Raw genomic sequence first — 25,766 nt, forward strand, 5'->3', positions numbered from 1 at the left:
GAACAGGAATTCATAAGAGCGTTCGGCTCTTAGGCGCGAAGATCAGCAGCGATCCAATCTGCTCATAACCCATGCGGGGATAAAGCAGCGCTCCGGCATGCGTCGCCAACAGCATCGAGCACCGCGACCCAAGCGCCCGGTCATCCCGCAGCATTTTGGCCATCAGCGCCTGGCCGATGCCGCGGCGCCGGTGCGATGGCTCGACATACATGGCCGAACACCACGTAGCGCCGACGGCGTCTATGCTGCGCACACGCCCGACGATGGCGTCGCCATCGAGCGCCACATATTGGCGGAACGGCGCGCTGTCGCCGAGCAGATCGGCCGCGATCGGCCGCCTGCGCACGATCTTTGCCAATTGCGCCGCTCGTTCGACTGTCTGCACGCGCTCGATCGAGACAGCGGCTGGCGGATCCGGGATCTGGCGCAATGGCTGGACGAAGAATCCTTCCGTCCGCAGCAAGCGGTAGCCGAGCGCCTTGTAGGCGGTTCGCGCCGGCTGATCCGGTTCGTCGCTGGCGATCACGACGGAAACAGCAAAGCCCGGCCGCGCGTGCTGCCGCACGATCGCATCGGCTTCCTCAGCGGTGACGTCATGGACGACCCATTCTTCGCCGCGATAGTCGCGAGGATTCTTGCGCTCGGCATCGCGCATCAGCCACAAGGGTCCGACGCGGCTGGCTTGGTAAGGAAAGCTGCGGCTCTTGTCGGTGCTGAAGCCATGCACAAACACTTCGATCGCCGCTTCGATCTCTCGCTTTGCTGTAATCATCCAGGCAGCGTAGCGTTGGCTGTTCGCCTAAGGCAACACGCATCGATCGTGCCAAGCCTATGAAAATCAGCAGCAATTCCCGGCAACAGCCTAACACATAGGTTCCATAATCTATCTTATGCGACTTCTTGACGCCGGTTGGTGGATGCAGAATTTCCTATCCTTCCAGCCTCGATGATGGCTCCAGCTCTTCCTCATCTTCACTGAACCGGCCTCGCCCAAGCATAAGGCCGAGCGCCTGCTGCGCCACGGGTTGAATTCGGGCCGGCCAACCGGTTGCGATGAATTCATCCGCCGTCATCAGTTGAGGCGTTGAATCACACGCCAGATCCAGAATCTTGCTGACATCGGAAAGCCCGCTCTGCTCTTCAGCGCTTACTGCACCGTTCGGGCGTTGCATCCCACGATGCGGAACCCAATCGTAGAAGCTTTCAAAATACTCGCTCGGATCCACCGCCCGCACGCCTTCGTTACCGTCAGCCAGCGTTGCCAACGCTTCCATGATCCGGTTGCGAATTCGCTGGTCGATAACCCGGTCCGATGGTGGCTCTTCAGTCATGCCGTCATTCAACGCGTCGAACCCCAATGCCCTAGCCATGCACTTTCCAGGCGGCGTGCCAAGACGCCTCAATGGCTATGCTAGCTGCCCGCATGTTTGTCCCTGATGAAGGATCACCATGCGCCGTGCCAACGCCTGAGCTGGCGGCGCGCTCAACTCATTTCGAGCGATCAGACCCCCTAATCAAGCACAACCACCGCCTCGACCTCGAACAGCATCGGGTCGATCGCAAGCTTGGGAACGGGAACCAGCGTCTGCGCCGGCAGCGCGTCGCCGAACATCTCCTTGACGTTGCTGGTCAGCACCCCAAGCTTGGACATGTCGTGGTCGACCACAAAGACCGTGAGCTTGGCGACCTGATTGGGTTTCGCACCGATACCTTCGAGCGCCGCCCGCAGGTTCGCATAGGCCTGCTTCACCTGGACGGCGAAGTCGGGCGACAAGCCTCCCGTTGCGTCCTGGCCACCCTGCCCGGAAATATACGCCACGCGGGCTCCGGGCGACGTGATTACCGCCGTGCTGTAACCGTTTGGCGACGGGTCGTAGAGGGTCTGCGGATTGACGATGGTCAGCTTATTCTCAGTCGCCGTCGTCGCTGTGGGAATTGATACGTTCATGATGATTAGCCCTCCGATGAGCAGGTGCCTGATTGCGCGTGACATGATTTTCTCTTGGCTCCGCGGACCGCGAGCGACACCCCCGCGGCCGCATGATTGAACTTTGCCCGTATCAGCCATAGCATGACTAATACAATGTACGAGTCATGCTATGGTACAACGTACTAGTCAAGCGGCCAGCGTCGACATTCCTGACGCTGCCTGCCAAAATCGACGCTCAGTCAGCGAGGAAGACAGATGGCAGCAAAACGCAGCGGCGCCCCGAGCAAACGGGCAAGGAAGCCGCTCCAGCCTTCGCAGGAGGCGCTTGGCGAACCGCCTCTCTCCCGGGACCRTATTGTCGCGACCGCGGTGGAATTGCTGGACGCTCAGGGGCTGGACGGATTGACGATGCGCCGGCTGGCGGATCGCCTCGGCGCCGGCGTGATGAGCCTGTATTGGCACGTCGACAAAAAGGAGGATGTCCTGGATCTGGCGCTCGACTCGGTGCTCGATTATCGCGCGCTACCGCAGGAGGACGAGCCTCAGGACTGGCGCGCGGACGTCGTTCATATGCTGGAGGACTGGCGTGCCAGCATGCTCCGCCATCCCTGGTCGACATCGCTGTTGCCGCGCCGGGCGCTCGGCCAAAACATCCTCAGTCGCCTGGAACGCATGAGCAAGACCTTGTCCAGGGCCGGCGTGGCGGACGCGGATCTGAACGCAGCGATATGGTCGCTCTGGAACTATGTGATGGGCGCCACCATCACCCGGGCGAGCTTCGATGTCTCGGACGAAGACAGGGCCGTCGCCCAGCAGCGCCTTGAGCAGCTTAGCGGACCCTACCCGACAATCGGGCGCTCCCGCCTGCTGTTGGACGATGATTGGGACGGCGCCTTCCGCAAAGGCCTCGGCTTCCTGCTCGATGGGCTCGCTCCGAGATAAGCGGTCCATCGCGAAGTTGGCGATTTCATCCCGAAAAACTCGCCAGAGCCCCGCTGAAGGCCGCTACGGTTGCGATACCATGGAAGACGCCAAGCGCCAGCCACCTGAGGCGCCCGCCCCGAGCAACAAATGTCCCATAGGCAGGAAACTGCAGCGCAGCCAATCCGATGGAAAGGCCGGTGATGGTTGTGTTGGTCAACAGCGTCGCAAGCATGGGAACCGGGTAGAGAAGTCGCGCCAGCACATAGTCTCCATGCCCCGAGCCGGCCGAATAGAGTGCCAGGAAGAAGGCAATGGGCGTGATGCCGAGGCCGACAAGGAACCCTGCCCGCGAGGAGAAATTTGGCGGCGTCATCGGGCCATCGCCATGGCGGCCGACGGATCGCGGTCATCGGGCGGCAGAGGAACGAGGGCGTATCCGGCATAGCTGACGGTCATGCGTGCCTGTCCTTTCGAGTGCGACCTGAGTGCGTCCTCAAGCTTGAACATATTCGCGAGCGGCACGGTCGCGTTGACGACGACGGCGTCGCCGCGGGTTTCCCGGCTCTGGATCAGGCCGCGGCGGCTGTGCAGTTCGCCAACAACGCTCGTGACATAGTTTTCAGGTGTTACCACCTCGACCTTCATGATCGGCTCGAGCAGCCGCACGCCGAGGTACGGAGCGGCCTCGCGAAAACAGGCGCGGCCGGCGACCTCGAAAGCCAGGGCAGAGGAATCGGTACGGTGATACGCGCCGTCGATCAGCGTCGCCCTGATGCCCAGCATCGGAAAGCCGGCGAACGGACCCGAGGACAGAATGCTGCGCAGCCCCTTTTCGACGCCCGCAACATAGTCGTCGGGGACAGCGCCATCGACGACCCTGGACCCGAACAGGAAGTCCCAGCTGTCTGTGTTTGGCCCGAACGCAATCTTGACGCGGGCGAACTGACCGATACCGCCCGACTGCTTCTTGTGCGTGTAGTCCTGCTCGTGCGCGTGGGTGATTGTCTCGCGATAGGCCACTTGCGGCGCGCCGACATTCACCTCGACGTTGAACTCGCGGCGCAAGCGGTCAATGACGGTGTCGAGGTGACGCTCGTCCCTGCCGGCGATGATCGTCTGACCCGATTCCGCATCGTGTTTGACGACGAACCAGGAATCCTCGTCAGCCAGCGTCGACAAGGCGACAGTCAGCTTCTCCTGATCGGCCCTCCGCTTCGGCTCGATCGCGATTTGCAGCAAAGGCCATGGCGCAGCAGGCATTTCCATCTATTTGCTGTCAGGCGCCATAACTGACCCGAACCGAAGCGTCGAAAACGCACTGCCGCGCAGTTGATCGAGAAAGGCCGCAACGGCAGACACATCGCTGCCGGGCGGAAACAGGATGAGGAGTTCCGGCCCTTCCGGCGCGTCCACTATTTGCCTGCAGGGAAAGCCGCTCTTGCTCGTAAATGCCTGCAATCGATCGAGATCGGCCTGTGCCCCCCAGGCCGCAATGCCGATCAATTGCTTGTCTGGAGTGGTCAAGCTGGGAGGCGAAACCTCACCCGCAACAGCAGGCATGGAGCATGCACCGATAACAGACGCTGCGGCCAGAACGGGCAAAAGGAAACGTCCGACGCTGCGCATGATCATGGCTCCGGCTGCCCGTTGCCCGACAGAATCTGCAGCGTCCCGCGGACAGCGTTGCGGAACGCATCGTCGAAGCTGACGCCGCGCACCTGCCAGCGATACTCCTTGCCTTTGAAGCCAAGCCGCCAGTTGCCAACCCAACCCAGCGCTTCCTGGCGCCAGGCCAGAGTGCCGGCGAGCACGGCATCGCCACCCAGGGTTTGCGTCACGTCGGCAAGCACGACGTCCTGCGCTTTGGGAAGTTCCAGCGGCAAGCCGGTCCGGTATGCGGCGGCGGCCAGCGCACCGCGCATATCCTGTGCAAGCTCGCTGCCGCCATCGCGCACCAATGTGAAGCCGTCGCCTTTCATCGGCTTTATGTCGAGCAATGCGGCGATTGCAGGCCGCGGCAGCGGCCACGGTTTATGCCCGAGCGACGCCAGCAAGGCATCGATCTTGTCCGGAGCGAAGTCGGCGGTGATGTATTGCGGCCGGTCGTGCGTGCCCTGCTCGTCATGTGGGGGCCGATTGTTGAGCAGGTCGCGATAGCCGATTTCAGTGGCGTAGTCGGCTGCATGCCGGCTCATCTCCGCAACGCGCGGATCGCCGATCAGCCGCGGGTCGCCGGAAACTTTGACCAGCACCTCTTCAAGGCACGGCGCCAAGCCCCAGGCCCGGTTCTCCTCGCCAGTGCCGTTGGTCACCGATTGCGCGCGATAGAGGCTGGCCCGATCGATATCGGCGGCTGCGACCGGAAAGGCAATCAGCGTAGCCAGCACAGCTGCCACAACTCTGAATTTCAAGCATCCAGGCATCAGCCGCTCCTCCCGAACGCTCCAGAATATCCGTGGATACATATTCCGGATCATTTCAAGGAAATTCAAGCACCTGAAGGCGCAGCGCCAGTTCAGGTGGATGTCAGCTTTATCTGATAGCTCAGCACGCGCTTCTCTCCGGGCGCGATCAGCATCACGCCCGGCTTGTCCGCGAACTCGCCATCGAAATCGACAGGGCTGGCAAGGCCATGCCACGGTTCGAGGCACAAGAAAGGCGCGCCGCTGGGTTTCGACCAGACGCCCAATTCGTTGAAGCCCTGCCACGACACCTCAATCGCCGGACCGCGCGCCGCGGCATAGCGCACGCTGCTGCTGGCCGGCCGGTCGAGGATGACGGCGTCAGCGTCGAACAGCCCTTCGGAGAGCGCCAGCGTTCTGCCTTCGATGGGCGTGGGTTGCGGTGCCGCCAGCACCAGGCCGTCCTTCAACCGGCGGATCGGCGCCGGCTCGTCGGCGGAAAAAGTCAGGCGGTAATCGGTCTTGGCAAGGCCCGCCTGCAGTGGCCAGTTGAAGGCAGGGTGCGCCCCGACCGAGGCCGGAAGCATCTCGTCGCCGGTGTTGGTGATGTCGAAGGAAATATCAAGCTGCTGGGGTTGCAGCGTGTAGGTGACCGCCAGGCGAAACGCGAAAGGATAGCGCGCGCGTGTGTCGGCATCGTCGGTCAGCACCAGCGTGCAGGACCGGGGGGTCGTCTCAGCCCACGCAAATGGCTTGTCGCGCGCAAATCCATGCTGCGTCAGCGGATAGACCTGGCCGCGATGGCGCAATTGGTCGCCCTTCAACCGGCCGACGATCGGAAACAGCACCGGCGAATGCCGCCGCCATTCAGGCCCTGCCTGCCACAAAAACTCCAGGCCTCCAGCGTTGCGCAAGGAAACCAGTTCGGCCCCCTGCCCGACAATGGTCGCCGAGATGCCGTCGCCGTGAAGCGTCACTTGTTCCATGCGTCCTCGCGGAGAGCTGCGTGCGGGCGGCAGGTTAGCAAAAGCCCGCGTGGACTCAAGGCGGCAAGACACCGCTCACAGAGCCGCGAGAAATGACCCCATGGCAAAAACAACAGTGGCCGGAGGTTTCCCCGGCCACTGCGAGATCGAGATTGTTGCCTGCTACGGTTCGACTATTCGCGTTCGCCGGTGAAATTCAGCAGCAGCTGGAAGATGTTGACGAAGTTCAAATAGAGCGACAGCGCACCGAAGACAGCAAGCTTCTGCTGCGATTCCGCGTCGAAATTCTCGGCATACTGTTCCTTGATCGTCTGCGTGTCCCAGGCGGTCAGGCCGACGAACACGGCGATGCCGATCACCGAGATGGCGAACTGCAGCGCGGTTGAGCCGAGGAAGAGATTGACGACGCTGGCGATCACCACGCCGATCAGGCCCATGATCAGGAAGGACGAGAACTGCGTCAGGTCGCGCTTGGTCGTGTAGCCGTAGAGGCTGGTGGCGCCGAACATGGTGGCGGTGATGAAGAAGGTGCGGGCGATGCTGGTGCCGGTGAAGACCAGGAACACCGAAGCCAGCGACAGGCCCATCACCGCACAGAAGGCCCAGAACATCGCCTGGGCGCTGGCCGCCGACATCGTCTGCATCTTGAACGAGAACAGCAGCACGAAGGCCAGCGGCGCCAGCATCACCACCCATTTCAGCGGGCTGGAAAAGATCGGCACGTAGAGAGCCGGCGTCGAGGCCACCACCATGGCGACGATGCCGGTGACGACCAGGCCGATGCCCATATAGTTGTAGACGCGCAGCATGTGGCTGCGCAGGCCCTCGTCATAGACGGCGCCGGCGCGGGCGCCAGCGCCGCCCATGCGGTAGCCAAGGTCAGGGGTGTTCATGCGGGTTCTCCTTGTATGAGGTCTTTAGTAAAGCGTTTTGGCGAGCGTCTCGGCGGCGCGGTCGAGGTCACGGACATCGCTGCGCGCAACGACCGCGTAGGCGACCTCGCCGATCTGGAAATAGGCCGAGGAAATATCGCCCGAGGGCGCTATTGCCGGCTTGACCACGTCGAAGGTTCCGGGACGGATCGCAAACAGCGAGACCAGCCCCATATCCTTCGTCTCCAGCGCCACCTCGACGCTCGGCCCGAAGCGCGAGGGATAGATCTGCACGTCGCGGACCGTCCAGTCCTTGGGCAGCGACGGCATGACGATGGCGGTCGCCGCGCGGATTTCGTCGGCATTGTAGTTGGGCGCCTCGAGCTGCGAGGGCATCGCCTCGCGCATGAGCGTCGTCCTGTGCGCCTGGATGGCCTCTTCGACATAGGCCGGCGGTGTCGGCGAGGCCACGACCTTGGTCACAAGCAGCGGCCCGAACAGGCCGTTTGCCAGCCAGCCGGCGGCGACGAAGACGGCGACCGCGGCCGCCCGCTGCAGCACGGCTAAGACGCGGCGGCTGGCCAGCCCCCTGCCCAACCGGCGCGCGACTTCCGTCGTCGCCGGCCGTGCCATCCCGGTGGACGCGGCCAGCGCCAGGCGCAATTCGTCGCGTGTCCGCAAATCGGACATCACCCGCGCCGCCGCTTCCGGACGAGCCGACAGAAACGCTTCGACCTCGATGCGGCGCGCAACATCCAGCTGGTCGTCGACATAGGCGTCGAGGTCGGTATCGGTCACTGGGTCCCGCAACAGATCGGTCATGACGGGTCTCCCACGATCCTCAGATGGTTCTTGGCCGGCGCAGGGGCAGCGCTTTCCATCTCGCGCAGCGCGGCGCGCGCCCTACCGATGCGCGACATCAGCGTGCCCAGCGGCACCCCGCTGGCATCGGCAGCCTCTTGGTAGGAAAGGCCCTCGATGGCGACCAGATGCAGCGCCGAGCGCTGTTCTTCGGGCAGGCTGAAAAAGGCCTCGCGCACCTGCGTTAGCCGCACGGAATGTTCCTGCGGCGCCGGCGTGCTGGTGGCAGTGAGATAACCAGCCTGCTCGACGCGCGCCGCTTCCGAGCGGCGCGAGCGCATCTTGTCGATGAAGGCGTTGTGGACGATCGACAGCAGCCATGCCCGCAGATTGCCGCCGGAGCGGAATGTGCCGCGCCGTTCATAGGCGCGCACCAGCGCGTCATGCACCAGGTCCTCGGCATCAGCACTGTCGCGCGTCAGCGACCGTGCATAGCGCCTGAGCGAACCCAGCTGTCCAACTATATCGAAGCGTGGCATCGATCGTTTCATGCCCTGTGTACGGAGCATGTGGGGATTTTAATCCCGCGCCCGCCAAAAACATTTTGCGCCGCCACAATAGGTATCATGCAGTCATAAGTCTGCCTCGCAACGCCTATCTCCCGCGCGGCAGATGTTTGCCTTATGCTGTTGGCTTAGCCTTCCTGTCTTTCCAGAGGAGCAAAAGATGGTCGGTGGGGGACGTGTGACGGGTGCGGCGGCCCTGCCGATCGTCGGCAGGGTGTTCATCATCCTTGGCATCGTCGCGTTTGTCGTTTCCGGCGTGTTGACGATCATGGAAATGTACGGCCCCCGCACGGCTTCGGCGGCGGGCAAGATCGTCGCCGCAGAATATTATCCGCTCATCGAATTCTCGACCGGTGACGGCACCGTCATAAGCTTCACCAATTCCGTCCACAGCTCGTCATGGGGCGATGGCGACAGCGTCCCTGTCGCCTACGATCCAACCAATCCGCAAAATGCCTCCGTCGACAGCTTTGCCGGGCGCTGGTTTCTCTCGGGCCTGGCCGGCCTGTTCGGCGGCATCTTCCTGCTGATCGGCATCGTGCTCATCGTTCTCGGACGGGTCCTCACGCGGCGGATCATCACGAATTCAAGGCCATAACCGCCTTTCTGTCAGAGGGGCGCACCGCGCCCGTCGCACAGCATCGAGGGGGAGCCGCGGGAAAAGGGATCCGCATCAGGCCGCTAAAGGGATCCGCATCAAGCCGCTGGCAACGCATTGATCGCTTGGCGCCCTCAGGGTCGCTCGCCGCGCCGCAGCCTGCCCTCGATTACGGCAACCACCGGCAGCAGATCGGCAACCCCGTTGACGACATAGTGCGCACCGGCGGCGCTGAGCCTGGCCGAGGCCTCGGCGCGCTTTCTGCGAAACACTTCCGGCGCCATTGCCTGCGTTTCGGCCAGTGAGTGGCCGAAGACATTGCCGGTGACCGACACGCCGACCGTCCAGGCGCCGGCATTGATGCCTTCGGAGATGCCGACCTCGGTGTCGTCGACCTTGACGCTGAGCCATGGCGGATAGACGCCGAGTTCGGTCAGCGCCTTCCACAGCATGAACGGCGTCGGCCTGCCGTCCGGCGTATCGCCGGTGCAGACCAGGCAATCCGGGGCAAAACCGTGCGCTGCCGCCCCCGGCAGGATTTCGGCCATGATGTCGCGCGTGTAGCCGGTGGTCGAGCCGATCTTGAGGCCGTGCGCTCGCAGCGTGGCGACCACATCGGCGACACCTGGAATGACATCGGAAAAGCGCGCCGCCACCGCCCGGTTCTTCGGCTCGAACACGTTGTAGACGGCGTCGATGTCGGCCTCGGTCGGCACATGCCCGTGCTGCTTGGCCCAGGCGGCCGAGATCCTCGGTAGCGCCATCAGCGCGGCAATGTGCGGGCGCTTGGCCATGCCCATCGGTCCGCGCGCCTCCTCGATGCTGATGGCGACGCCGAATTCCTGGAACGCTTCGACGAAGACCCCCATCGGCGCCAGCGAGCCATGATCGACGACGGTGCCGGCCCAGTCGAAAACGACGGCGCGAAGCAGGTGCTGGGGGGTCATCAGGCGATCTTTCTGGCGTCTGCCGTGGTTGAACCGAAGAGATCGCCGATCACCTCTTCGGCGATGGCGAACGACGTCGAGGCGCCGGTGCCGCTGGTAATCATCACCATGCGCACATTCTCCTGCGGCGCGTCGGCAAACATCGTGCGGTCGGCGGCCGAGGCATAGATGCCGGTCCAGCGTTCCAAAACCCGCGGCGGCGGGCCGCCGAAGACGGCGCTGAATTCTTCCAGGATGATCTCGTCGACCCGCTCCGAGGCGAACGGATCGGGTGTTGCTGCGTAGTGATGCGAATCGCCGACCACCAGCGTGCCGTCGGCGCTCTGCACGACGATCAGGTGCACGCCATTGTCCAGCGCGTGCTGTTGATCGCTCTCGAGCTGCCGCCGCAAGGCTGTGGCCTCAGGCAGGGCCCCGAAGCCGGAATAGCGCGCCAGCCCGAGATCGGACATCACCGGAGACGGAAGCCTGAAACCTGGATCGGCAAGCCGCATCATCTGCAATTTGCAGCGCCTGACTCCGTAGAGCGCAATGCGCTCGGGATAGAGCGTCGCCAGATCGTCGCCGGGGCAGACAACCACCTTGTCGGCGTGGATTTTGCCACGGCTGGTCTCGATAACTGGAGGCTCGATTCCCCGCACCGCCGTTTCACGCCGGAACTCGACGCCGTGCCGTTCGGCAAGGAAGGCAGCAAGCTGCGGGATCGCCTGGCGTGACTCGACGCGCACCTCGTGCGAACTCCACAGCGCGCCGGCAAAGTCCTGCCCGGCAAGCTGTGGGTATTGGCGGTGCAAATCGTCTGGTTCGAGCAGCGAACATCCCTCGCCCATCTCGGTCCGCAGGAACGCTTCGACCACGCTGCGCGCCTCGGGGCGACGCGCGACGACGACCGTGCCGCGCTGGATGATGTCGATGCCGGCCGGTCCGGCCACTTCCAGCCAGATGTCGCGGGAGCGCATGGCGCGCCGCCACACCTTGCCCCGTTCCTGGCCGCTCACCGTGACGAAGCCGAAATTGCGTACCGAGGCGCCGTTGGCCTGCGCGTCACGGTCGATGACGACGACGGAAAGGCCGCGGCGGACGGCAGCGAGCGCATGCGCAAGACCGACAATACCGGCGCCGACAATGGCGAGATCGAATTTGTCTTGCTGGCTTATCATTGTCCTTTCGCCGCAACGCTTTGTCCGTCCCGGCTAAGCTATTCAAACTACGCCCATGTGACAGGAACGTGTAAGCGGGATTCCGCCGCCGCCGACGGTCTTCGCCCGGCTTTCCGTCTGGTGCATAGGAAAGCGCTGGCGGAGCCCGGCCGATTTGCGTATCAATCCGCCGCCACCGGAAACCGCTCCCCATGTTCGAAACCCTGCAGCCTGCTCCCGCCGACAAGATCATCGCCCTGATCGGCCTCTATCGCGCCGATCCGCGGCCCGACAAGATCGACCTCGGCGTCGGCGTCTACAAGGACCGCGACGGCAAGACACCGGTCATGCGCGCCTTGCGCGAGGCCGAGAAGCGGCTGCTGCAGGGCCAGGACACCAAGACCTATCTCGGCCTTCCCGGCGACACCGGCTTCAACACGGCTATGGTCAAGCTGGCCTTCGGCCCCGCCGCCGACATGACGCGCATCCGCGCTGCGCAAGCGCCGGGCGGTTCCGGCGCGCTGCGGCTGGTGGCGGAGCTGCTTAGCCGGACGCGCCCCGGCGCAACCGTCTGGCTGTCGGATCCGACCTGGCCGAACCACCCGCCGGTGATGCGCGGAGCCGGGCTCAAGGTGCGCGACTATCCCTATTTCGATGCCGCGTCCGGCGCGGTGCGCTTCGACGACATGCTGGCGGCGCTGGGTACGGCCGAGGCCGGCGACATCGTGCTGCTGCATGGCTGCTGTCACAACCCGACCGGCGCGAATCTCGATGCCGCCCAGTGGGCCAAGGTCACCGACCTTGTGGTCGAGCGCGGGCTGTTGCCCTTTGTCGACATTGCCTATCAGGGCTTTGGCGAAGGCCTGGATGCCGACGCCGCCGGTCTGCGCCTGCTGGCCTCCAAGGTGCCCGAAATGGTCGTTGCCTCGAGCTGTTCGAAGAACTTTGCCGTCTACCGTGATCGTGTCGGCGCGGCGATGATCCTGGCCAGGAACAGCGCCGAGGCCGATGTGGCGATGAGCCAGATGCTGGCGGCGGCGCGCGCCATGTATTCCATGCCGCCGGACCATGGTGCGGCCGCCGTGCGCATGGTGCTGGAAGACGATGGCCTTCGCGCCGACTGGGAGGCGGAACTCGAGGAGATGCGCCTGCGCATGCTGAGACTGCGCGTCCAGTTTGCCGATGCGCTGCGCCGGCAGTCCAATTCCGACCGTTTCGATTTCGTCGCCAGCCACCGCGGCATGTTTTCAAGGCTTGGCCTCACCGAGGCGCAGGTCGAACGGCTGCGGGCCGAATACGGCGTCTACATGGTTGGCGACAGCCGCATCAACGTCGCCGGCCTGCCCGAAGACGGCATGGACGCTCTCGCCAAGGCGGTTGTCTCGGTGCTCGACTAGAGCAATTCCCGAAAAGTGTGAAACGGGTTCCGCCGCTCACCAGGTGGGATCCCGACCCTCAAGGTCGTCGTCCGGGGCGACCTCCGGCTGGCGACGGCGACTGGCGTAGGCGCCAACGTATGCCATTTTGAGTGCATCTCCCACCACGCTGGATATGGCGGCAAGCGATGCGCCGATTTCGAACCTCGGAAAGCTTGGCCGTAACCGGCTAAGGCTGCGGAGGGTGATCGCGGCGGTGGTGGAGATGTCGGTCATGGTGTCCTCCTTGACCATGAGAATGACAGCCCTTCCCACTCAGGTCCTTGGCTCGGGCCTGAATAATCCTGACCATATCTGAACAGCCCTGAAGTTCGCCTTCAGAACCGTCCTGAGTTATCCTCGCCCCCGAGGGACGGGTTCTTGGCAAATGGACTTGGAGTTCGGGAACTATCACCTGAAACGCACCGAAAGGCTGCTGCTAGGCCCCAATGGGCCGGTGGAGCTTTCGGGGCGATCTTTCGACATTCTCACAATGTTGCTGGAGAGGCCCGACGACGTGATCAGCAAGACCGAACTCTTCGATGCGGTCTGGCCCGGCTTGGTGGTGGAGGAGAACACGCTGCAGGTCCACATTTCGGCGCTGCGAAAACTGCTGCCGGCCGAAATGATCGTAACCGTGCATGGCCGCGGCTATAAATATGCCGGCCCCAAGCCCTTCGCGGCTACGGCCGAGGCTACGGCGCCGTCGCGACCGTCCATCGTCATACTTCCCTTCGACAATATGAGCGGCGACCCGGAACAGGACTATTTCAGCGACGGGATTACCGAAGATATCATCGCCGAGCTTGGCAAGTTCAAGGAGTTTCTGGTCATCGCACGGAATTCCTCCTTCCGGTTCCGCGGCAAGGCGAATGATCTGGCCGAGGTGGCAAAGAAACTTGGCGTGCAGTACGTCGTGGAAGGCAGCGTGCGCAAGATCGGTAACCGGGTGCGGGTGACCGTGCAGTTGATTGACGCTTCTTCAACGGCTCACATCTGGGGCGAGCACTACGACCGCGACCTCGACGACATTTTCGCCATCCAGGACGAAATCACCCAGATGATTGCGACGCGTCTGGCAAGACAGACCAGAACCGCGATTGCGTCACGCGCCAGGGCGCGGCCGACGGACAACATGTCGGCTTATGAGTTCTACTTGCGAGCCCTGCAACTGGCGGCAGTCTATGAAGCCGCACACGAAGCGGAACCGTTTCTGCACCAGGCGGTAAAGCTCGACCCGCAGTTTGCTGCTGCCCACGCCATGCTCGGCGTTGTCGAGACCCTCAAGTTCTTCTGGGTCTTCTACGATCCAGCTTCTCTGCGTCCCGCGCTGGAAATGGCAAAGACCGCGTTGCAGCTCGACCCCGACGAGGCGTACGGCCATCTCGCCAGCAGCTTTGCTCACTTGTACTTGCGCCAATTCAGGCAGGCTGAAATCAGTCTTGACCGTGCAATCGCCCTCAATCCGAACGATCCGTTCATTCTCAGTATCCGTGCGCTTTTCCTCAACTACACGGACAGGCCGGATGAGGCGCTTGTTGAAATAACCGAAGCCCAGCGCCGCGACCCATACGCTGTGGGATGGTATGACGACTTTCGCGGCATCATCCTGACGACTGCTGGACGATATGGCGAAGCAATTGCCTGCTACGCGAAAATGGCTGATGTACCGCGGTGGTCACTCGTTCGTCTTGTCGTTTGCCATTTTGAACTCGGCGAAATGAAGCAAGCGCAAGACGTCCTGGCAAACGTCAAAGCGCACTATCCCGGACTACGCCTTGACGAGATCGTTGACGCGGAAGTCGATTACTACAGGGACGCCGCCGTTTGCACCCGTTATCGCGCGATCCTGCAGCGCGTTGACAGCGAAGGATAAGCTTCACCACGACCCGGCGGCGAGAAGTCCCCGCTCTGGTCAACCGACCTTCGCAGCGTGGCTGGTTCCGCGCCGCCACCTGTGGACAATCTCCCCTCGCCGACCGACGGCATTGGCCGGCCAGCCACATGCACGATAGCATCCCGGCCATGAAACCTTCGCGCGACATTTCCCGGTTGATCGAAATCATGGCAGCACTCAGAGCGCCGAAGACCGGCTGTCCCTGGGACATCGAGCAGGACTTCTCGACCATCGCGCCCTATACGATCGAGGAAGCTTACGAAGTGGCCGACGCTATCGCGCGCGGCGACCTCGACGATCTGCGCGATGAACTCGGCGACCTCCTGCTGCAGGTCGTCTACCACGCGCAGATGGCGCAGGAGACTGGCGACTTCGCCTTCGGCGATGTGGTTGAGGCCATCACCACCAAGATGATCCGCCGCCATCCGCATGTCTTCGGCGACGAAGAGGCGCGCAGTGCCGGCATGGCCAAGGGCATGTGGGAAAAGATCAAGGCTGAGGAGAAGGCGGAAAAGCGAAGCGCCCGCCTCGCCCGCGGCCTCGACCCAGAAGACAATGGCACGGGGTTCCTGGACAGCGTGCCGGTCGCCCTGCCCGCTCTGACGCGCGCCTTGAAGCTTCAAGAAAAGGCAGCCCGGGTCGGCTTCGACTGGAGCGAGGCGGCCCCGATCCTCGACAAGATCGAGGAGGAGATCGGCGAGTTGCGCGAGGCGCTGGCCAAGGGCGAAACAGCCGAGATCAAGGACGAATTCGGCGACATGCTATTTGCCGTCGTCAATCTGGGGCGTCACCTCAAGCTCGATTCGGAAGCAGCACTCAGCGGCACCAACGAAAAATTCCGCTCGCGCTTCCACTATGTCGAGCGCGCAATCGATGCGTCGGGAAGCACCCTGGAAAAGGCCACGCTGGACGAAATGGAAGCGCTCTGGCAGCAGGCCAAATGCAAGAAATAAGCAGGCTTATGCCTTGTTTTTACGGTGCAATCGGCTTTCGATCTCTTGCCGGGCGGTGTGCGTTGCCTTGAGCGCTATGGTCGTGCTGCCATCTTCGTTATCGGCGCGCGAAACGATGTCGCCATTGCGGTAGAGCCAGTCGACGAGACCGAACTGCGCCGGCTCGATCGTCACCGTCAGCTCTTCCAGCTCGCCCGACATCCTGGTCTCGATCAGCGCCTTCAGGGCATCGATGCCTTCGCCGGTGATGGCTGAGATGGCGATCGGCGGCGCCTTGTTGGCATCGGTGCCGTCGGCAAGCAGCCGCTCCCGGTTGCCGTCGTCGAGCAGGTCGACCTTGTTCCACACCTCGATGACCCGCTTGGCATCGCCGGCGTCGACGCCGAGATCGGCCAGGATGCGTTCGACGTCCTCGGCCTGCGCAGCGGTGTCCGGATCCGAGATGTCGCGCAGATGGATGACCAGGTCCGCCTCGACCACCTCTTCCAGCGTGGCGCGGAAGGCGGCGACCAGATGCGTCGGCAGGTCGGAAATGAAGCCGACCGTGTCCGACAGGATGATCGGCGTGCCGTGCGGCAGCCGCACGCGGCGCAGCGTCGGGTCAAGCGTGGCAAACAGCATGTCTTCGGCCAGAACGTCCGCCCCGGTCAGCCGGTTGAACAGCGTCGACTTGCCGGCATTGGTGTAGCCGACGATCGCCACAACCGGGAACGGCACCTTCTTGCGCTTGGCGCGGTGCAGGTCGCGAGTGCGGCGCACCGTTTCCAGCTCATGCTTGAGCTTGATGATCTTTTCCTGCAACTGCCGCCGGTCCGACTCGATCTGGGTTTCGCCGGGGCCGCCGAGGAAGCCGGCACCGCCGCGCTGGCGTTCAAGGTGGGTCCAGCTCCGCACCAGGCGGCCCTTCTGGTAGTTGAGATGGGCAAGCTCGACCTGCAGTGTGCCTTCTTTGGTCCGCGCGCGTTCGCCAAAGATTTCCAGGATCAGCCCGGTGCGGTCCAGCACCTTGGCGTTGAATTCCTTCTCGAGATTGCGCTGCTGCACCGGCGTCAGCGGATGGTCGACGATGACCACCTCGGCGTGACCCTCTTTGACGATCTCGGCAAACTCCGCGACCTTGCCGCTGCCGAGCAGGGTTGCCGGGCGTGGATCATTGACGGTCACCACCGCCGTGTGGATCAGATCAAGGTTGATGGCGCGGGCAAGGCCGACAGCTTCGTCATGGCGGGCGTCGGCCGAACGCGTCAGCCGTGGACGGTTTGTTTCGTCATCGCTGCGCTGATGCCGGGTAAGCACCGGCACAATGACAACCGCCCGGGTCGGACCATTGGCTTCCGTCCCGGGGTGATGCGCTGGTTTCCCGCGGACGCTGCGGTCCGCGTCTTTCTCACGTGCCAATCAGGCGCCCTGGCTTTCCTCGCCATCGAACATCTGAACCGGCTGGCTCGGCATGATCGTGGAAATGGCATGCTTGTAGACGAGCTGGGAGTGGCCGTCGCGGCGCAGCAGAACACAGAAATTGTCGAAGGAAGTGACCACGCCGGTCAGCTTGACGCCGTTGATGAGAAAGATGGTGAGTGGGTTTTTGCTCTTGCGAACAGAATTCAGGAACAGGTCCTGAAGGTTTTGCGATCGTTCCGCCATTGTTCTTGTCTTTCGCCGATCCCCTTCGGTTTGCAGGCCAATGCGCCAAATTAGCGGGCACATGTCAAGCTTGCAAACACCCCCTTGCCGTCAGTAACGACAACCAGAACGAGATATATTGATGTGCAGTCCGTCTGTGCGGTTATCAGGCTGGACTTTTTTCCGCAACGTCAAAAAAGGCTTGCCGCAATGAAAGTGTTATTGAGCCGGGGTGGCCATTGGCGACGGCGGCGCCGTCGATTGCCACCACCGGCATGGCTATTGTCGTCGCCGAACTGATGAAAGCTTCGCGCGCCGCCTTGGCCTCGGCGACCGAAAACCCGCGCTCCTCGATCTTCAAACCAAGCTTGGCCGCCACCTCGAACATGGTGGTGCGGGTGATGCCGCGCAGGATGCCGTGCTCGGCCGGCCGGGTCACCAGAACGCCGTCCCGGGTCACGATCCAGGCATTCGACGAGCCGCCTTCCTTGACGTTGCCGTCGGTATCGACGAACCAGGCTTCCTGCGCGCCGGCTTCCTTGGCTTTCTGCTTGGCCAGCACATTGGGCAGCAGGCCGGTGCTTTTGATGTCGACCCGGTCCCAGCGGTTTTCCGGTATGGTGATCACCTTGATGCCGGTCTCGGCCCGCTTTGCGGCCGCCGCCGGGTCGGCTTTTCTGGCCGTAATGACAAGCGACGACAGAGTGTCGGCCGGGAAAACGAAGTCGCGGCTGGCAACACCGCGCGTCACCTGGACATAGACCAGACCGTTGACGACCTGATTACGCCGCACAACCTCGCGCAGCAGAAGCGGCAACACGCCCTTGGTAACCGGCCAGTCGATCGACAGTTCGCTCAGCGACCGGTTCAGCCGGGCAAGATGGCGCGGCATGTCGACGATGTAGCCTTGCGCCACCTCGCAGACCTCGTAGACGCCGTCGGCGAATTGGTAGCCGCGATCCTCGATATGCACGGCAGCGTCGGCATGGGCGACATAGCGCCCGTTCACATAGGCAATGCGCGGCATTCAGTGATCCCTCAGAAAAGTCCTTGTTTTTCTATGCGATTCCGCCGCCGCCGTAACCGGCAATTGTATGGGCCACGATGTGTTGAGATTCAGGTCAGGCCTGGTCGAGAATGGTGGCTTCCGAGAACCGGAGCGGAGCGTACTCAAAGTACGTGAGCACCGGAAGCGCAGGAAGCCGCCTTTCGCAGGCAGGCCTCACCTGAACATCAGCGCATCGTCAGACGCCCAGCGACTTCAGCTTGCGATGCAGCGCGGAGCGCTCCATGCCGATGAATTCCGCCGTCTTCGAGATGTTGCCGCCGAACCGGTTGATCTGGGCGATCAGATAGTCCTTCTCGAACTGTTCGCGGGCTTCGCGCAGCGGCAGCGCCATGATGTGCTGGTCGGACTGGTTCGGCGTACGCGGCATGACATCGCCGATCTCGGATGGCAACAGGTCGGCGGTGATCGGTGAATCGACATCGTCGCCGCGCGCCAGGATCATCAGCCGTTCGACATTGTTGCGCAGCTGGCGGACATTGCCCGGCCAGTTGTGCGCCTGCAGCACGGCAAGCGCATCATCGCCGATGCGGCGCGGCTTGATGCCGGCCTGACGCGCGATCTGCTTCATGAAATTGTCGACGAGGTAGGGAATGTCCTCGCGCCGCTCGGCCAGCCCCGGCACCATGACCGGAACCACCGCCAGGCGGTGATAGAGGTCCTCGCGGAAGCGACCGTCGGCGATCATTGCTTCCAGGTTTTGCGAGGTCGAGGAAATGATGCGGACATCGACCTTGACCCGCTTAGTGCCGCCGACCCGCTCGAACTGCTGCTCGACCAGCACGCGCAAAATCTTGTTTTGCGTCTCGCGCGGCATGTCGGCGACTTCGTCGATGTACAGGATGCCGCGATGCGCCTCTTCCAGCGCGCCGACCTTGCGCTCGGTGCCGTTGGATTCGGTGCCGAAGAGCTCGATCTCCATGCGTTCGGGCGTGATGTTGGCCGCACTCAGCGTCACGAACGGCGCGCCCTTGCGCGCCGACAGCGTGTGGATGGCGCGCGCGGCGAGCTCCTTGCCCGAGCCGGACGGACCGATGATCATGACGCGGCTGTTGGTCGGCGCGACGCGCTCGATGGTCTGGCGCAATTGGCTCATCGCCGACGACATGCCGATCAGGTCGAAGGTTTCGCCGCTGCGCTGCTTGAGGTCGGAGACCTCGCGCCGCAATTTCGACGTCTCCAGCGCCCGCTCGGCAATCAGGATCAGCCGGTCGGCTTTGAACGGCTTCTCGATAAAATCATAGGCGCCGCGGCGGATGGCGGACACCGCCGTCTCGATATTGCCGTGGCCGGAGATCATCACCACCGGCAGGCTCGGATGCATCGTCTTGATCTCGTCGAGCAGCGCCAGCCCGTCCAGGCGCGAGCCCTGCAGCCAGATGTCGAGGAAAATCAACCGCGGCGCACGGTCGGCGATTGCTGCCAGCGCGCTGTCGGCATCGAATGCCGTACGGGTTTCATGCCCCTCGTCGCTCAGTATGCCCGCGACGAGTTCACGGATGTCTTCCTCGTCATCGACGATGAGAATATCAGACGCCATTACCGACCTTTTCAGTTTCTCTTTCGAGTTCAGTTTCGCCTTGACCGCGTGGCGGCGCGGTTGCGGCAGCGGGTGGCAGGATGATCGAGATCATCGCGCCACGTCCACCGTGGAAGTCCGCAGGCGCATCGTGCAGTTCGAGCCGCCCGCCATGGTCCTCCACGATCTTCTTGACGATGGCGAGACCGAGCCCGGTGCCCTTCTCACGCGTCGTCATATAGGGCTCGAGCAGCCTTTGGCGATTCTCGCGCGGCAAGCCTTTGCCATTGTCGATGACGTCGATTCTGATCGCGCCATTCTGCCGGGCGGCTTGAATCCGGATTATGCCGTGCGAGCCGTCCTTTTGTTCCAGTCCGTCAATCGCTTCGGCGGCGTTCTTGATGACGTTGCCGAAAGCTTGCGCCATCAGGCGGCTGTCGAACGTGCCCTTCAGCGGCTCGTTGCCAAATACGCGTTCGAAGGCGATGTCGGCACGGCTGACTTCGACCAGGAACGACGCCTCGCGCAACGATTCGCGCAGATCGATCGTCTTCATCTCGGGCTTCGGCATGCGGGCGAAAGCGGAGAATTCGTCGACCATGCGGCCGATGTCCTCGACCTGGCGGATGATGGTGTCGGTGCACTGATCGAAAATCTCGCGGTCCTCGGTGATGACCTTGCCGAAACGGCGTTTGATGCGCTCGGCCGAAAGCTGGATTGGCGTCAACGGGTTCTTGATTTCATGCGCGATGCGCCGCGCCACGTCCGCCCAGGCCGAGGAGCGCTGCGCCTGGACCAGATCGGTGATGTCGTCGACCGTCACCACGTAGGATTTCTCCTCCGAGCCGTCGTCGCCGGCCTCGATGGTGATCTGCACGTTGAAGGTCCGCTCGGCGCCGGTGCGGTAGAAGGTGACCTGCTCGCGATAGACCGGTTTGCCGGATTTGCGGCCGATCTCGAAGACGCGGCCGACATGCGGCAGCACGGCCGACAGGTTCTGCCCGAGCGCTGCCGTCGCCGATATGGCCAGCATCGTTTCGGCCGACTTGTTGACGATGGTGACGATGCCGTAGGGGTCGACGCCGATGACGCCGGCGGTGACGCCGGCCAGCACCGCCTCCGAGAAACGCCGCCGTTCGTCGATCAGATCCTTGGCCGACAGGATCTCGTTGCGCTGCGATTTCAGCTCCAGCAGCATCTTGTTGAACGTATCGCCAAGCGACGCGACATCACCGTCGGAAGGCCGCACCGGCACGGCGACATCGAGATTACCGGTCRCAACCTCGTCAGCCGCGCCGATAAGCTGGCGAATGGGCCGCACCAGACGGTCGGCCACCGCTATGCCGGTCCAGATGGCCGACAGGATGATGATCAGCGTCAGCGACAGATAGGGTAGAGCGAACGCCACCTGAGAGGTGCGTCTGTTTTCTTCCAGGCCGCGATATTCCGCGGTGTTGGACTGGACGATCTGCCGCGCCTTGATCACTTCGGGATCGACGAGGCGGATGGTGTAGAGGTAGAGGCCTTCGATCTCCCGCAATTTGACGATGGCGCCCATGATGTTGCGCGTCTTCGGCTCGATCAGCACCGGTTTGCCGCCGGCCGCCTCCGCCACGGCCCCTTCCGGCGGCTCCGGCATGGCGAAATTCGTATCGGTCTTGGCGCTCATGACGAAGGAGCCATCCGGCTTGATCAGCGCCGCATGCGCCAAGGTCCTGCCCACGGCTTCCTTGTTCATCAGGTCGAGAAAGCCGGTTCGATCGAGGCCGTAAAGCGTGCGTGAAGCGTCGAGATCGTAGGCCATCGACAGCGTCGTGCCCTGAAGATTGCGAGCATTTTCCTGCACATAGGCATCGGCGATCGACAGCGACGAATTGACGATCGTCTTGGTGCGGATTTCGAACCAGCGGTCGAGACCGATGTCGAGCGTGATCGAGGCGATGATGGCCACCATGATGGCGGGGATGGCGGCGACCAGCGCAAACATCGCCACGATGCGCACATGCAGCCGCGATGCCGCCTTGCCGTGCCGGCGCGCCATGACGATGCGATGCACCTCGCGGCCGACCAGGGCGATCAGCGCCAGCACGAACCCGGCGTTGACCGCAATCAACGTCAGAGTCGTGTTTGCGTCCGGCGTGATCGGCGTCGCGCCGACGAGGATTGCAAATGAGATTGCCGCCGTAACCAGCGCACCGGCTATTGCGACGACGCCGGGCAGCGCAAGCAGCCGGCGTCCATCCCTTCCGCCGGGTCTGCTGAAAAGCGGTTCGTTTGATGTAAGAGCCTGCGAAGCCATGTCGCCGTCTAAGAGCCAGTGATTGCGTCGGATGTATGCAACGCATTGTGGCGATTATGCAACAAGTGTGGCCGCGAGGGAAACTTTCAGCCGCCGATCCCCTGAAAAGGGGATGACCACGCGTCACTTCGGGCGGTACGCGCTCACGATCTCGACGATTTGTAGACGTTGACGCCCAATTCGCGAATCTTCTTGCGCAGCGTGTTGCGGTTCAAACCCAGCAATTCGGCCGCCTTAATCTGGTTGCCGCGCGTTGCCGTCATTGAAGCCAGCACCAGCGGATATTCGACCTCGGACAGGATGCGCTGATAGAGGCCGGCCGGCGGCAATTCGCCGGCGAAAGAGGCGAAGTAGCGCTGCAGGAAGTGCTCCACCGCCTGGCCGATGGACAGGTCGTCCGGGATCAAATTGCCGCCCCCGGGAACGACCGGCCTTTCGCCGGTCTTGAGCTCGGCTTCGATGATTTCGGCGGATATTTCGTCCTGCGAGTAGAGCGCGGCAAGCCGGCGCACCAGGTTTTCCAGTTCGCGCACATTGCCCGGCCAGGGATAGCGCTTCATCAATTCGATGCCGCCGGTCGAAATGCGCTTGGTCTGCAGGCCTTCGCTGGCGCCGATCTTGAAGAAGTGCCGCACCAGATCGGGAATGTCTTCCGACCTCTCACGCAAGCCCGGCAGCCGCAGCGGCACGACGTTCAGGCGATAGAACAGATCCTCGCGGAAAAGCCCCTGGTTGATCAGCGTGCGCAAATCCTTGTTGGTGGCGGCGACGATGCGCACATCGGTCTTGATCGGTGTGCGCCCGCCGACCGTGGTGTATTCGCCCTGCTGCAGCACGCGCAGCAGCCGCGTCTGCGCCTCCATCGGCATGTCGCCGATCTCGTCGAGGAACAGCGTGCCGCCCTCGGCCTGCTCGAAACGGCCGGTGGAGCGGTTCTGGGCGCCGGTGAAGGCGCCCTTCTCATGGCCGAACAGTTCCGATTCGATGAGGTCGCGCGGGATCGCCGCCATGTTGATGGCGACGAACGGACCGCCACGGCGGCGGCCATATTCGTGCAGCGCGCGCGCCACCAATTCCTTGCCGGTACCGGATTCGCCCGAGATCATCACCGTCAGGTCGGTCTGCATCATGCGCGCCAGCATGCGGTAGATGTCCTGCATTGCCGCCGAGCGGCCAACCAGCGGCATCGCGTCAGGCTGCTCTTCCGGCCGCGCATCGATCTTCGGTCGCCGCGGCTCGGACAGCGCCCGATTGACGATGCTGAGCAGTTCAGTCAGATCGAACGGCTTCGGAAGATACTCATAAGCACCTGTTTCGGAAGCACGAATCGCCGTCATGAAGGTGTTTTGCGCGCTCATCACGATGACCGGCAGTTCGGGCCGCGCCTTCTTGATGCGCGGCAGCATGTCGAACGCATTTTCGTCCGGCATCACCACGTCGGTGATGACCAGATCGCCTTCGCCCGCCGCCACCCAGCGCCACAGCGTCGAGGCGTTGGAGGTTACGCGCACCTCATGGCCGACGCGCGACAGCGCCTGGTTGAGCACGGTGCGGATGGCCGCATCGTCGTCGGCGACGAGAATATTGCCGCGAACCGTCATTTGCGGTCTCCTTCGCCTTCATCATCGGCAGTGTCGATCGGTGTCTCTTTCCAGGCCGGCATCAGGATGCGGAAGGTGGTGCCGCGCGGCGTCGAATCGCATTCGATGATGCCGCCATGCTCGCCGACGATTTTCGCCACCAGCGCCAGGCCTAACCCCGAGCCGTTCGGCTTGGTGGTGATGAACGGGTCGAACAGGATCGGCAGGATGTCTTCCGAAACGCCCGACCCATTGTCGCGCACACAGAACTCCAGCGGCAGCGACACACGGTCCTGCGTTCCCGGCACGGAAACGCGAATGCCCGGCCTGAACGCTGTCGACAGCACGATCTCGCCTTGCGGGTCGCCGCCAATCGCCTCGGCGGCGTTCTTGACCAGGTTGAGAAACACCTGGATCAACTGATCGCGGTTGGCAAAAACCGGAGGCAATGATGGATCATAATCCTCCAATATTCTGATTCTTTTGGCAAAACCGTTCTTGGCGATCGCCTTTACGTGATCCAGCACGACGTGAATGTTGACGGGATAGCGGTCGATCGGCCGCTCATCGGAAAACACCTCCATGCGGTCGACCAGCGACACGATGCGGTCGGTCTCGTCGGTGATCAGCCGGGTCAGCGCGCGATCCTCGTCGGAAGCCGAGAGTTCGAGCAACTGGGCCGCGCCGCGTATGCCCGACAGCGGGTTCTTGATCTCATGCGCCAGCATGGCGGCAAGGCCGGTGACCGAACGCGCCGCACCGCGATGTGTCATCTGCCGGTCGATCTTGTCGGCCATCGAGCGTTCCTGGAACATCACCACCACCGAGCCCGGAAATTCCGGCACCGGGGCGACATAGAGATCGACGACCTTTTCGATGCCGAGGCGCGGCGACGACACGTCGACCCGGTACTCGTTGACCGGCGCGCGGCGCTCGCGCACCTGGTCGACCAGCTGTAGCAGCGGGCTGCCGAACGGGATCAGCTTCGAGAGCGTGTTGCGGGCAAGCATATTGGCGCTGGAGCGGAAGAAATCTTCCGCATCGGCATTGGCGTAGGTGATGAACCCATCGGGATCGACCATGATCACCGGACGGCGAATGGTGTTGAGCACGATATGGGCGGCATCCGCCATCTCGGTGCCCGGTGCAGCAGGCGCGTTCATGCGGCACTCCGCAGGGGCGCCGCTTCGCCTTCGCCGGAAAACACCTCACGAAGTAGGGCAATGACGCGGGCAGGCTCGAACGAGGTGAGGATGGCTTTGCGCCGGTCGTCAGTGACACCGGCGGCGTGGCGGTCGAGATACCAGCCGAGATGCTTGCGCGCCTGGCGCAGGCCGCTTTCGACGCCGTAAAGCGCCAGCATGTCCTCGTAATGGGCGGCAATGTAGTCGGCCATGGCTTGCGGGCTTTCCGGTAAACCGGAGGGCGCCTCGCCCGCTGCCGTCGAGGCGATACGGCCTGCCGTCCACGGTGCGCCGTAATGCGCGCGGCCGATCATCACCGCATCGGCGCCCGACTGTTCGAGGATCTCGGCAGCCTCCGCCGGCGAACCGACATCGCCATTGGCGACGACCGGGATCGAGACAGCGTCCTTGATCCGGGCAATCGCGCCCCAGTCGGCCTTCCCTTGATAAAACTGGCAGCGCGTGCGGCCATGCACGGTCACCATTTTGACGCCGGCCTCTTCGGCGCGGTGCGCCAGAGCCGGCGCGTTCAGCGCATTCTCGTCCCAACCGAGCCGCATCTTGACCGTGACCGGCACCTGGACCGCGCCGACCACCGCCTCGATCAGTGACAGTGCGTGGTCGAGATTGCGCATCAGCGCCGAGCCGGCATAGCCGCCGGTCACCTTCTTGGCCGGGCAGCCCATATTGATGTCGATGATGTCGGCGCCCTCGCCGGCGGCGATGCGCGCGCCCTCGGCCATGTGCACAGCCTCGCGGCCGGCAAGCTGAACCATATGGACAGGCAGCCCGGAATGACGAATGCGCAAGTCGCAGCCGGCCCTGCCTTTGGCAAGCTCGCCGCTCGCCACCATTTCCGACACGACCAGGCCTGCGCCATGCGCGTAGGCGCGCTGCCGGAACGGCTCGTCCGTTATTCCCGACATCGGCGCGAGGAAGACGCGATTGCGTATCGTCACGCCGCCGACATCGAGCGGCAAAGCCAATTTGGTCACTTCAGGCATGCACAAAAACCAAGCATATCGGATTACTGCACATTCTCTAGCCATAAGAAAGGCATTGTGC

26 protein-coding genes and 1 pseudogene are annotated in these 25,766 nt (G+C 63.1%); 5 read left to right on the forward strand and 22 right to left on the reverse strand.

Annotation, left to right across the window (positions count from 1 at the left end):
- Positions 1 to 10: 10 nt before the first annotated feature.
- From AC1DZ8_RS29545 to AC1DZ8_RS29555, 3 genes are all read right to left on the reverse strand, one after another.
- On the reverse strand, positions 11 to 772 hold the full coding sequence (locus AC1DZ8_RS29545) for a GNAT family N-acetyltransferase (RefSeq protein ID WP_477305404.1): 762 nt from the start codon (positions 770 to 772) through the stop codon (positions 11 to 13).
- A gap of 157 nt (positions 773 to 929) precedes the next feature.
- A complete protein-coding gene (locus tag AC1DZ8_RS29550) occupies positions 930 to 1,370 on the reverse strand; it encodes a hypothetical protein (RefSeq protein ID WP_477305406.1) in 441 nt (146 codons plus the stop codon).
- Between the two features lie 140 nt (positions 1,371 to 1,510).
- Positions 1,511 to 1,993 carry a RidA family protein gene (locus AC1DZ8_RS29555; protein ID WP_477305408.1) on the reverse strand — a complete coding sequence of 161 codons (483 nt, stop codon included), beginning with the start codon at positions 1,991 to 1,993 and terminating at the stop codon, positions 1,511 to 1,513.
- Positions 1,994 to 2,185: 192 nt separating this feature from the next.
- On the opposite strand from AC1DZ8_RS29555, the gene AC1DZ8_RS29560 reads away from it, so the two are divergent.
- On the forward strand, positions 2,186 to 2,872 hold the full coding sequence (locus AC1DZ8_RS29560; protein ID WP_477402088.1) for a TetR/AcrR family transcriptional regulator: 687 nt from the start codon (positions 2,186 to 2,188) through the stop codon (positions 2,870 to 2,872).
- Positions 2,873 to 2,897: 25 nt separating this feature from the next.
- On the opposite strand, the gene AC1DZ8_RS29565 is transcribed toward AC1DZ8_RS29560, so the two are convergent.
- The 8 genes and pseudogenes from AC1DZ8_RS29565 to AC1DZ8_RS29600 form a co-directional block, all read right to left on the reverse strand.
- Complete coding sequence (locus AC1DZ8_RS29565) at positions 2,898 to 3,227, reverse strand: hypothetical protein (RefSeq protein ID WP_477305411.1); 330 nt, start codon at positions 3,225 to 3,227, stop codon at positions 2,898 to 2,900.
- Positions 3,224 to 4,120, reverse strand: a pseudogene (locus AC1DZ8_RS29570) (translation factor GTPase family protein); the annotation flags it as partial. The pseudogene AC1DZ8_RS29570 and the gene AC1DZ8_RS29565, both read right to left, overlap by 4 nt.
- Positions 4,121 to 4,480, reverse strand: a complete 360-nt coding sequence (locus tag AC1DZ8_RS29575) for a hypothetical protein (protein WP_477305413.1) — start codon at positions 4,478 to 4,480, stop codon at positions 4,121 to 4,123.
- A gap of 2 nt (positions 4,481 to 4,482) precedes the next feature.
- Complete coding sequence (locus tag AC1DZ8_RS29580; RefSeq protein WP_477305415.1) at positions 4,483 to 5,277, reverse strand: DUF2066 domain-containing protein; 795 nt, start codon at positions 5,275 to 5,277, stop codon at positions 4,483 to 4,485.
- A 92-nt stretch (positions 5,278 to 5,369) separates the two neighbouring features.
- Complete coding sequence (locus AC1DZ8_RS29585) at positions 5,370 to 6,242, reverse strand: aldose 1-epimerase family protein (protein ID WP_477305417.1); 873 nt, start codon at positions 6,240 to 6,242, stop codon at positions 5,370 to 5,372.
- Between the two features lie 173 nt (positions 6,243 to 6,415).
- The gene (locus tag AC1DZ8_RS29590) at positions 6,416 to 7,135 is read right to left on the reverse strand and encodes a Bax inhibitor-1/YccA family protein (RefSeq protein ID WP_477305419.1); all 720 of its coding nucleotides are present in this window, start codon (positions 7,133 to 7,135) and stop codon (positions 6,416 to 6,418) included.
- A gap of 24 nt (positions 7,136 to 7,159) precedes the next feature.
- The gene (locus tag AC1DZ8_RS29595) at positions 7,160 to 7,936 is read right to left on the reverse strand and encodes an anti-sigma factor family protein (protein ID WP_477305421.1); all 777 of its coding nucleotides are present in this window, start codon (positions 7,934 to 7,936) and stop codon (positions 7,160 to 7,162) included.
- Positions 7,933 to 8,466, reverse strand: coding sequence for a sigma-70 family RNA polymerase sigma factor (locus tag AC1DZ8_RS29600; RefSeq protein ID WP_477305570.1), 534 nt, complete (start codon positions 8,464 to 8,466; stop codon positions 7,933 to 7,935). The genes AC1DZ8_RS29595 and AC1DZ8_RS29600 overlap by 4 nt, the downstream gene beginning before the upstream one ends.
- A gap of 175 nt (positions 8,467 to 8,641) precedes the next feature.
- Here AC1DZ8_RS29600 and AC1DZ8_RS29605 point away from each other — a divergent pair, with 175 nt between their 5' ends.
- The gene (locus AC1DZ8_RS29605; RefSeq protein WP_477305423.1) at positions 8,642 to 9,079 is read left to right on the forward strand and encodes a DUF3592 domain-containing protein; all 438 of its coding nucleotides are present in this window, start codon (positions 8,642 to 8,644) and stop codon (positions 9,077 to 9,079) included.
- A gap of 134 nt (positions 9,080 to 9,213) precedes the next feature.
- Here the strand turns inward: AC1DZ8_RS29605 and phnX are convergent, their stop codons facing one another.
- Together phnX and AC1DZ8_RS29615 are read right to left on the reverse strand one after the other, a co-directional pair.
- Positions 9,214 to 10,026: a phosphonoacetaldehyde hydrolase gene (gene phnX / locus AC1DZ8_RS29610; protein WP_477305425.1), complete on the reverse strand. Its 813-nt coding sequence runs from the start codon at positions 10,024 to 10,026 to the stop codon at positions 9,214 to 9,216.
- Positions 10,026 to 11,186, reverse strand: a complete 1,161-nt coding sequence (locus AC1DZ8_RS29615; RefSeq protein ID WP_477305427.1) for a TIGR03364 family FAD-dependent oxidoreductase — start codon at positions 11,184 to 11,186, stop codon at positions 10,026 to 10,028. Before AC1DZ8_RS29615 ends, phnX begins: the two co-directional genes overlap by 1 nt.
- A gap of 191 nt (positions 11,187 to 11,377) precedes the next feature.
- Between AC1DZ8_RS29615 and AC1DZ8_RS29620 the strand changes: the two genes are divergently transcribed.
- On the forward strand, positions 11,378 to 12,562 hold the full coding sequence (locus AC1DZ8_RS29620; protein WP_477305429.1) for an amino acid aminotransferase: 1,185 nt from the start codon (positions 11,378 to 11,380) through the stop codon (positions 12,560 to 12,562).
- Between the two features lie 36 nt (positions 12,563 to 12,598).
- On the opposite strand, the gene AC1DZ8_RS29625 is transcribed toward AC1DZ8_RS29620, so the two are convergent.
- The gene (locus tag AC1DZ8_RS29625; RefSeq protein ID WP_477305431.1) at positions 12,599 to 12,817 is read right to left on the reverse strand and encodes a hypothetical protein; all 219 of its coding nucleotides are present in this window, start codon (positions 12,815 to 12,817) and stop codon (positions 12,599 to 12,601) included.
- A 151-nt stretch (positions 12,818 to 12,968) separates the two neighbouring features.
- Between AC1DZ8_RS29625 and AC1DZ8_RS29630 the strand changes: the two genes are divergently transcribed.
- Both AC1DZ8_RS29630 and mazG read left to right on the forward strand, forming a co-directional pair.
- Positions 12,969 to 14,456 carry a winged helix-turn-helix domain-containing tetratricopeptide repeat protein gene (locus AC1DZ8_RS29630; protein ID WP_477305433.1) on the forward strand — a complete coding sequence of 496 codons (1,488 nt, stop codon included), beginning with the start codon at positions 12,969 to 12,971 and terminating at the stop codon, positions 14,454 to 14,456.
- A gap of 149 nt (positions 14,457 to 14,605) precedes the next feature.
- Complete coding sequence (gene mazG / locus AC1DZ8_RS29635) at positions 14,606 to 15,430, forward strand: nucleoside triphosphate pyrophosphohydrolase (RefSeq protein WP_477402126.1); 825 nt, start codon at positions 14,606 to 14,608, stop codon at positions 15,428 to 15,430.
- A gap of 6 nt (positions 15,431 to 15,436) precedes the next feature.
- Here mazG and hflX read toward each other — a convergent pair whose 3' ends face one another.
- The 8 genes from hflX to dusB form a co-directional block, all read right to left on the reverse strand.
- Positions 15,437 to 16,828: a GTPase HflX gene (hflX, locus tag AC1DZ8_RS29640; RefSeq protein WP_477402093.1), complete on the reverse strand. Its 1,392-nt coding sequence runs from the start codon at positions 16,826 to 16,828 to the stop codon at positions 15,437 to 15,439.
- A complete protein-coding gene (hfq, locus tag AC1DZ8_RS29645; RefSeq protein WP_006202172.1) occupies positions 16,829 to 17,074 on the reverse strand; it encodes an RNA chaperone Hfq in 246 nt (81 codons plus the stop codon). It lies immediately after the preceding gene.
- A gap of 145 nt (positions 17,075 to 17,219) precedes the next feature.
- Positions 17,220 to 18,080 (reverse strand): D-amino-acid transaminase, encoded by an 861-nt coding sequence (locus AC1DZ8_RS29650; protein WP_477402095.1) that lies wholly within the window; start codon positions 18,078 to 18,080, stop codon positions 17,220 to 17,222.
- A gap of 217 nt (positions 18,081 to 18,297) precedes the next feature.
- Positions 18,298 to 19,659 carry a nitrogen assimilation response regulator NtrX gene (gene ntrX, locus AC1DZ8_RS29655; protein WP_112561767.1) on the reverse strand — a complete coding sequence of 454 codons (1,362 nt, stop codon included), beginning with the start codon at positions 19,657 to 19,659 and terminating at the stop codon, positions 18,298 to 18,300.
- Positions 19,649 to 21,937, reverse strand: coding sequence for a sensor histidine kinase NtrY-like (locus AC1DZ8_RS29660; RefSeq protein WP_477402097.1), 2,289 nt, complete (start codon positions 21,935 to 21,937; stop codon positions 19,649 to 19,651). The genes ntrX and AC1DZ8_RS29660 overlap by 11 nt, the downstream gene beginning before the upstream one ends.
- A gap of 143 nt (positions 21,938 to 22,080) precedes the next feature.
- Complete coding sequence (gene ntrC, locus AC1DZ8_RS29665) at positions 22,081 to 23,538, reverse strand: nitrogen regulation protein NR(I) (RefSeq protein ID WP_477305441.1); 1,458 nt, start codon at positions 23,536 to 23,538, stop codon at positions 22,081 to 22,083.
- Entirely contained in the window at positions 23,535 to 24,680 is a 1,146-nt protein-coding gene (locus AC1DZ8_RS29670) for a two-component system sensor histidine kinase NtrB (protein ID WP_477305443.1), read from the reverse strand. Before AC1DZ8_RS29670 ends, ntrC begins: the two co-directional genes overlap by 4 nt.
- Positions 24,677 to 25,705 (reverse strand): tRNA dihydrouridine synthase DusB, encoded by a 1,029-nt coding sequence (gene dusB, locus AC1DZ8_RS29675; protein WP_477305445.1) that lies wholly within the window; start codon positions 25,703 to 25,705, stop codon positions 24,677 to 24,679. The genes AC1DZ8_RS29670 and dusB overlap by 4 nt, the downstream gene beginning before the upstream one ends.
- Between the last annotated feature and the right edge of the window lie 61 nt (positions 25,706 to 25,766).

The organism is Mesorhizobium sp. P2_F7, from assembly GCF_056403695.1.

Coding starts and splice junctions, on each gene's coding strand:
- AC1DZ8_RS29580 (WP_477305415.1), bottom strand. CDS start 5,277: ATGCCTGGATGCTTGAAATTCAGAGTTGTGGCAGCTGTGCTGGCTACG.
- AC1DZ8_RS29550 (WP_477305406.1), bottom strand. CDS start 1,370: ATGGCTAGGGCATTGGGGTTCGACGCGTTGAATGACGGCATGACTGAA.
- AC1DZ8_RS29585 (WP_477305417.1), bottom strand. CDS start 6,242: ATGGAACAAGTGACGCTTCACGGCGACGGCATCTCGGCGACCATTGTC.
- AC1DZ8_RS29575 (WP_477305413.1), bottom strand. CDS start 4,480: ATGCGCAGCGTCGGACGTTTCCTTTTGCCCGTTCTGGCCGCAGCGTCT.
- phnX (WP_477305425.1), bottom strand. CDS start 10,026: ATGACCCCCCAGCACCTGCTTCGCGCCGTCGTTTTCGACTGGGCCGGC.
- ntrC (WP_477305441.1), bottom strand. CDS start 23,538: ATGACGGTTCGCGGCAATATTCTCGTCGCCGACGACGATGCGGCCATC.
- AC1DZ8_RS29625 (WP_477305431.1), bottom strand. CDS start 12,817: ATGACCGACATCTCCACCACCGCCGCGATCACCCTCCGCAGCCTTAGC.
- AC1DZ8_RS29545 (WP_477305404.1), bottom strand. CDS start 772: ATGATTACAGCAAAGCGAGAGATCGAAGCGGCGATCGAAGTGTTTGTG.
- AC1DZ8_RS29595 (WP_477305421.1), bottom strand. CDS start 7,936: ATGACCGATCTGTTGCGGGACCCAGTGACCGATACCGACCTCGACGCC.
- AC1DZ8_RS29600 (WP_477305570.1), bottom strand. CDS start 8,466: ATGAAACGATCGATGCCACGCTTCGATATAGTTGGACAGCTGGGTTCG.
- AC1DZ8_RS29555 (WP_477305408.1), bottom strand. CDS start 1,993: ATGTCACGCGCAATCAGGCACCTGCTCATCGGAGGGCTAATCATCATG.
- AC1DZ8_RS29670 (WP_477305443.1), bottom strand. CDS start 24,680: ATGAACGCGCCTGCTGCACCGGGCACCGAGATGGCGGATGCCGCCCAT.
- AC1DZ8_RS29615 (WP_477305427.1), bottom strand. CDS start 11,186: ATGATAAGCCAGCAAGACAAATTCGATCTCGCCATTGTCGGCGCCGGT.
- AC1DZ8_RS29590 (WP_477305419.1), bottom strand. CDS start 7,135: ATGAACACCCCTGACCTTGGCTACCGCATGGGCGGCGCTGGCGCCCGC.
- mazG (WP_477402126.1), top strand. CDS start 14,606: ATGAAACCTTCGCGCGACATTTCCCGGTTGATCGAAATCATGGCAGCA.
- AC1DZ8_RS29630 (WP_477305433.1), top strand. CDS start 12,969: ATGGACTTGGAGTTCGGGAACTATCACCTGAAACGCACCGAAAGGCTG.
- dusB (WP_477305445.1), bottom strand. CDS start 25,705: ATGCCTGAAGTGACCAAATTGGCTTTGCCGCTCGATGTCGGCGGCGTG.
- ntrX (WP_112561767.1), bottom strand. CDS start 19,659: ATGGCGTCTGATATTCTCATCGTCGATGACGAGGAAGACATCCGTGAA.
- AC1DZ8_RS29620 (WP_477305429.1), top strand. CDS start 11,378: ATGTTCGAAACCCTGCAGCCTGCTCCCGCCGACAAGATCATCGCCCTG.
- AC1DZ8_RS29605 (WP_477305423.1), top strand. CDS start 8,642: ATGGTCGGTGGGGGACGTGTGACGGGTGCGGCGGCCCTGCCGATCGTC.
- hfq (WP_006202172.1), bottom strand. CDS start 17,074: ATGGCGGAACGATCGCAAAACCTTCAGGACCTGTTCCTGAATTCTGTT.
- AC1DZ8_RS29565 (WP_477305411.1), bottom strand. CDS start 3,227: ATGACGCCGCCAAATTTCTCCTCGCGGGCAGGGTTCCTTGTCGGCCTC.
- AC1DZ8_RS29650 (WP_477402095.1), bottom strand. CDS start 18,080: ATGCCGCGCATTGCCTATGTGAACGGGCGCTATGTCGCCCATGCCGAC.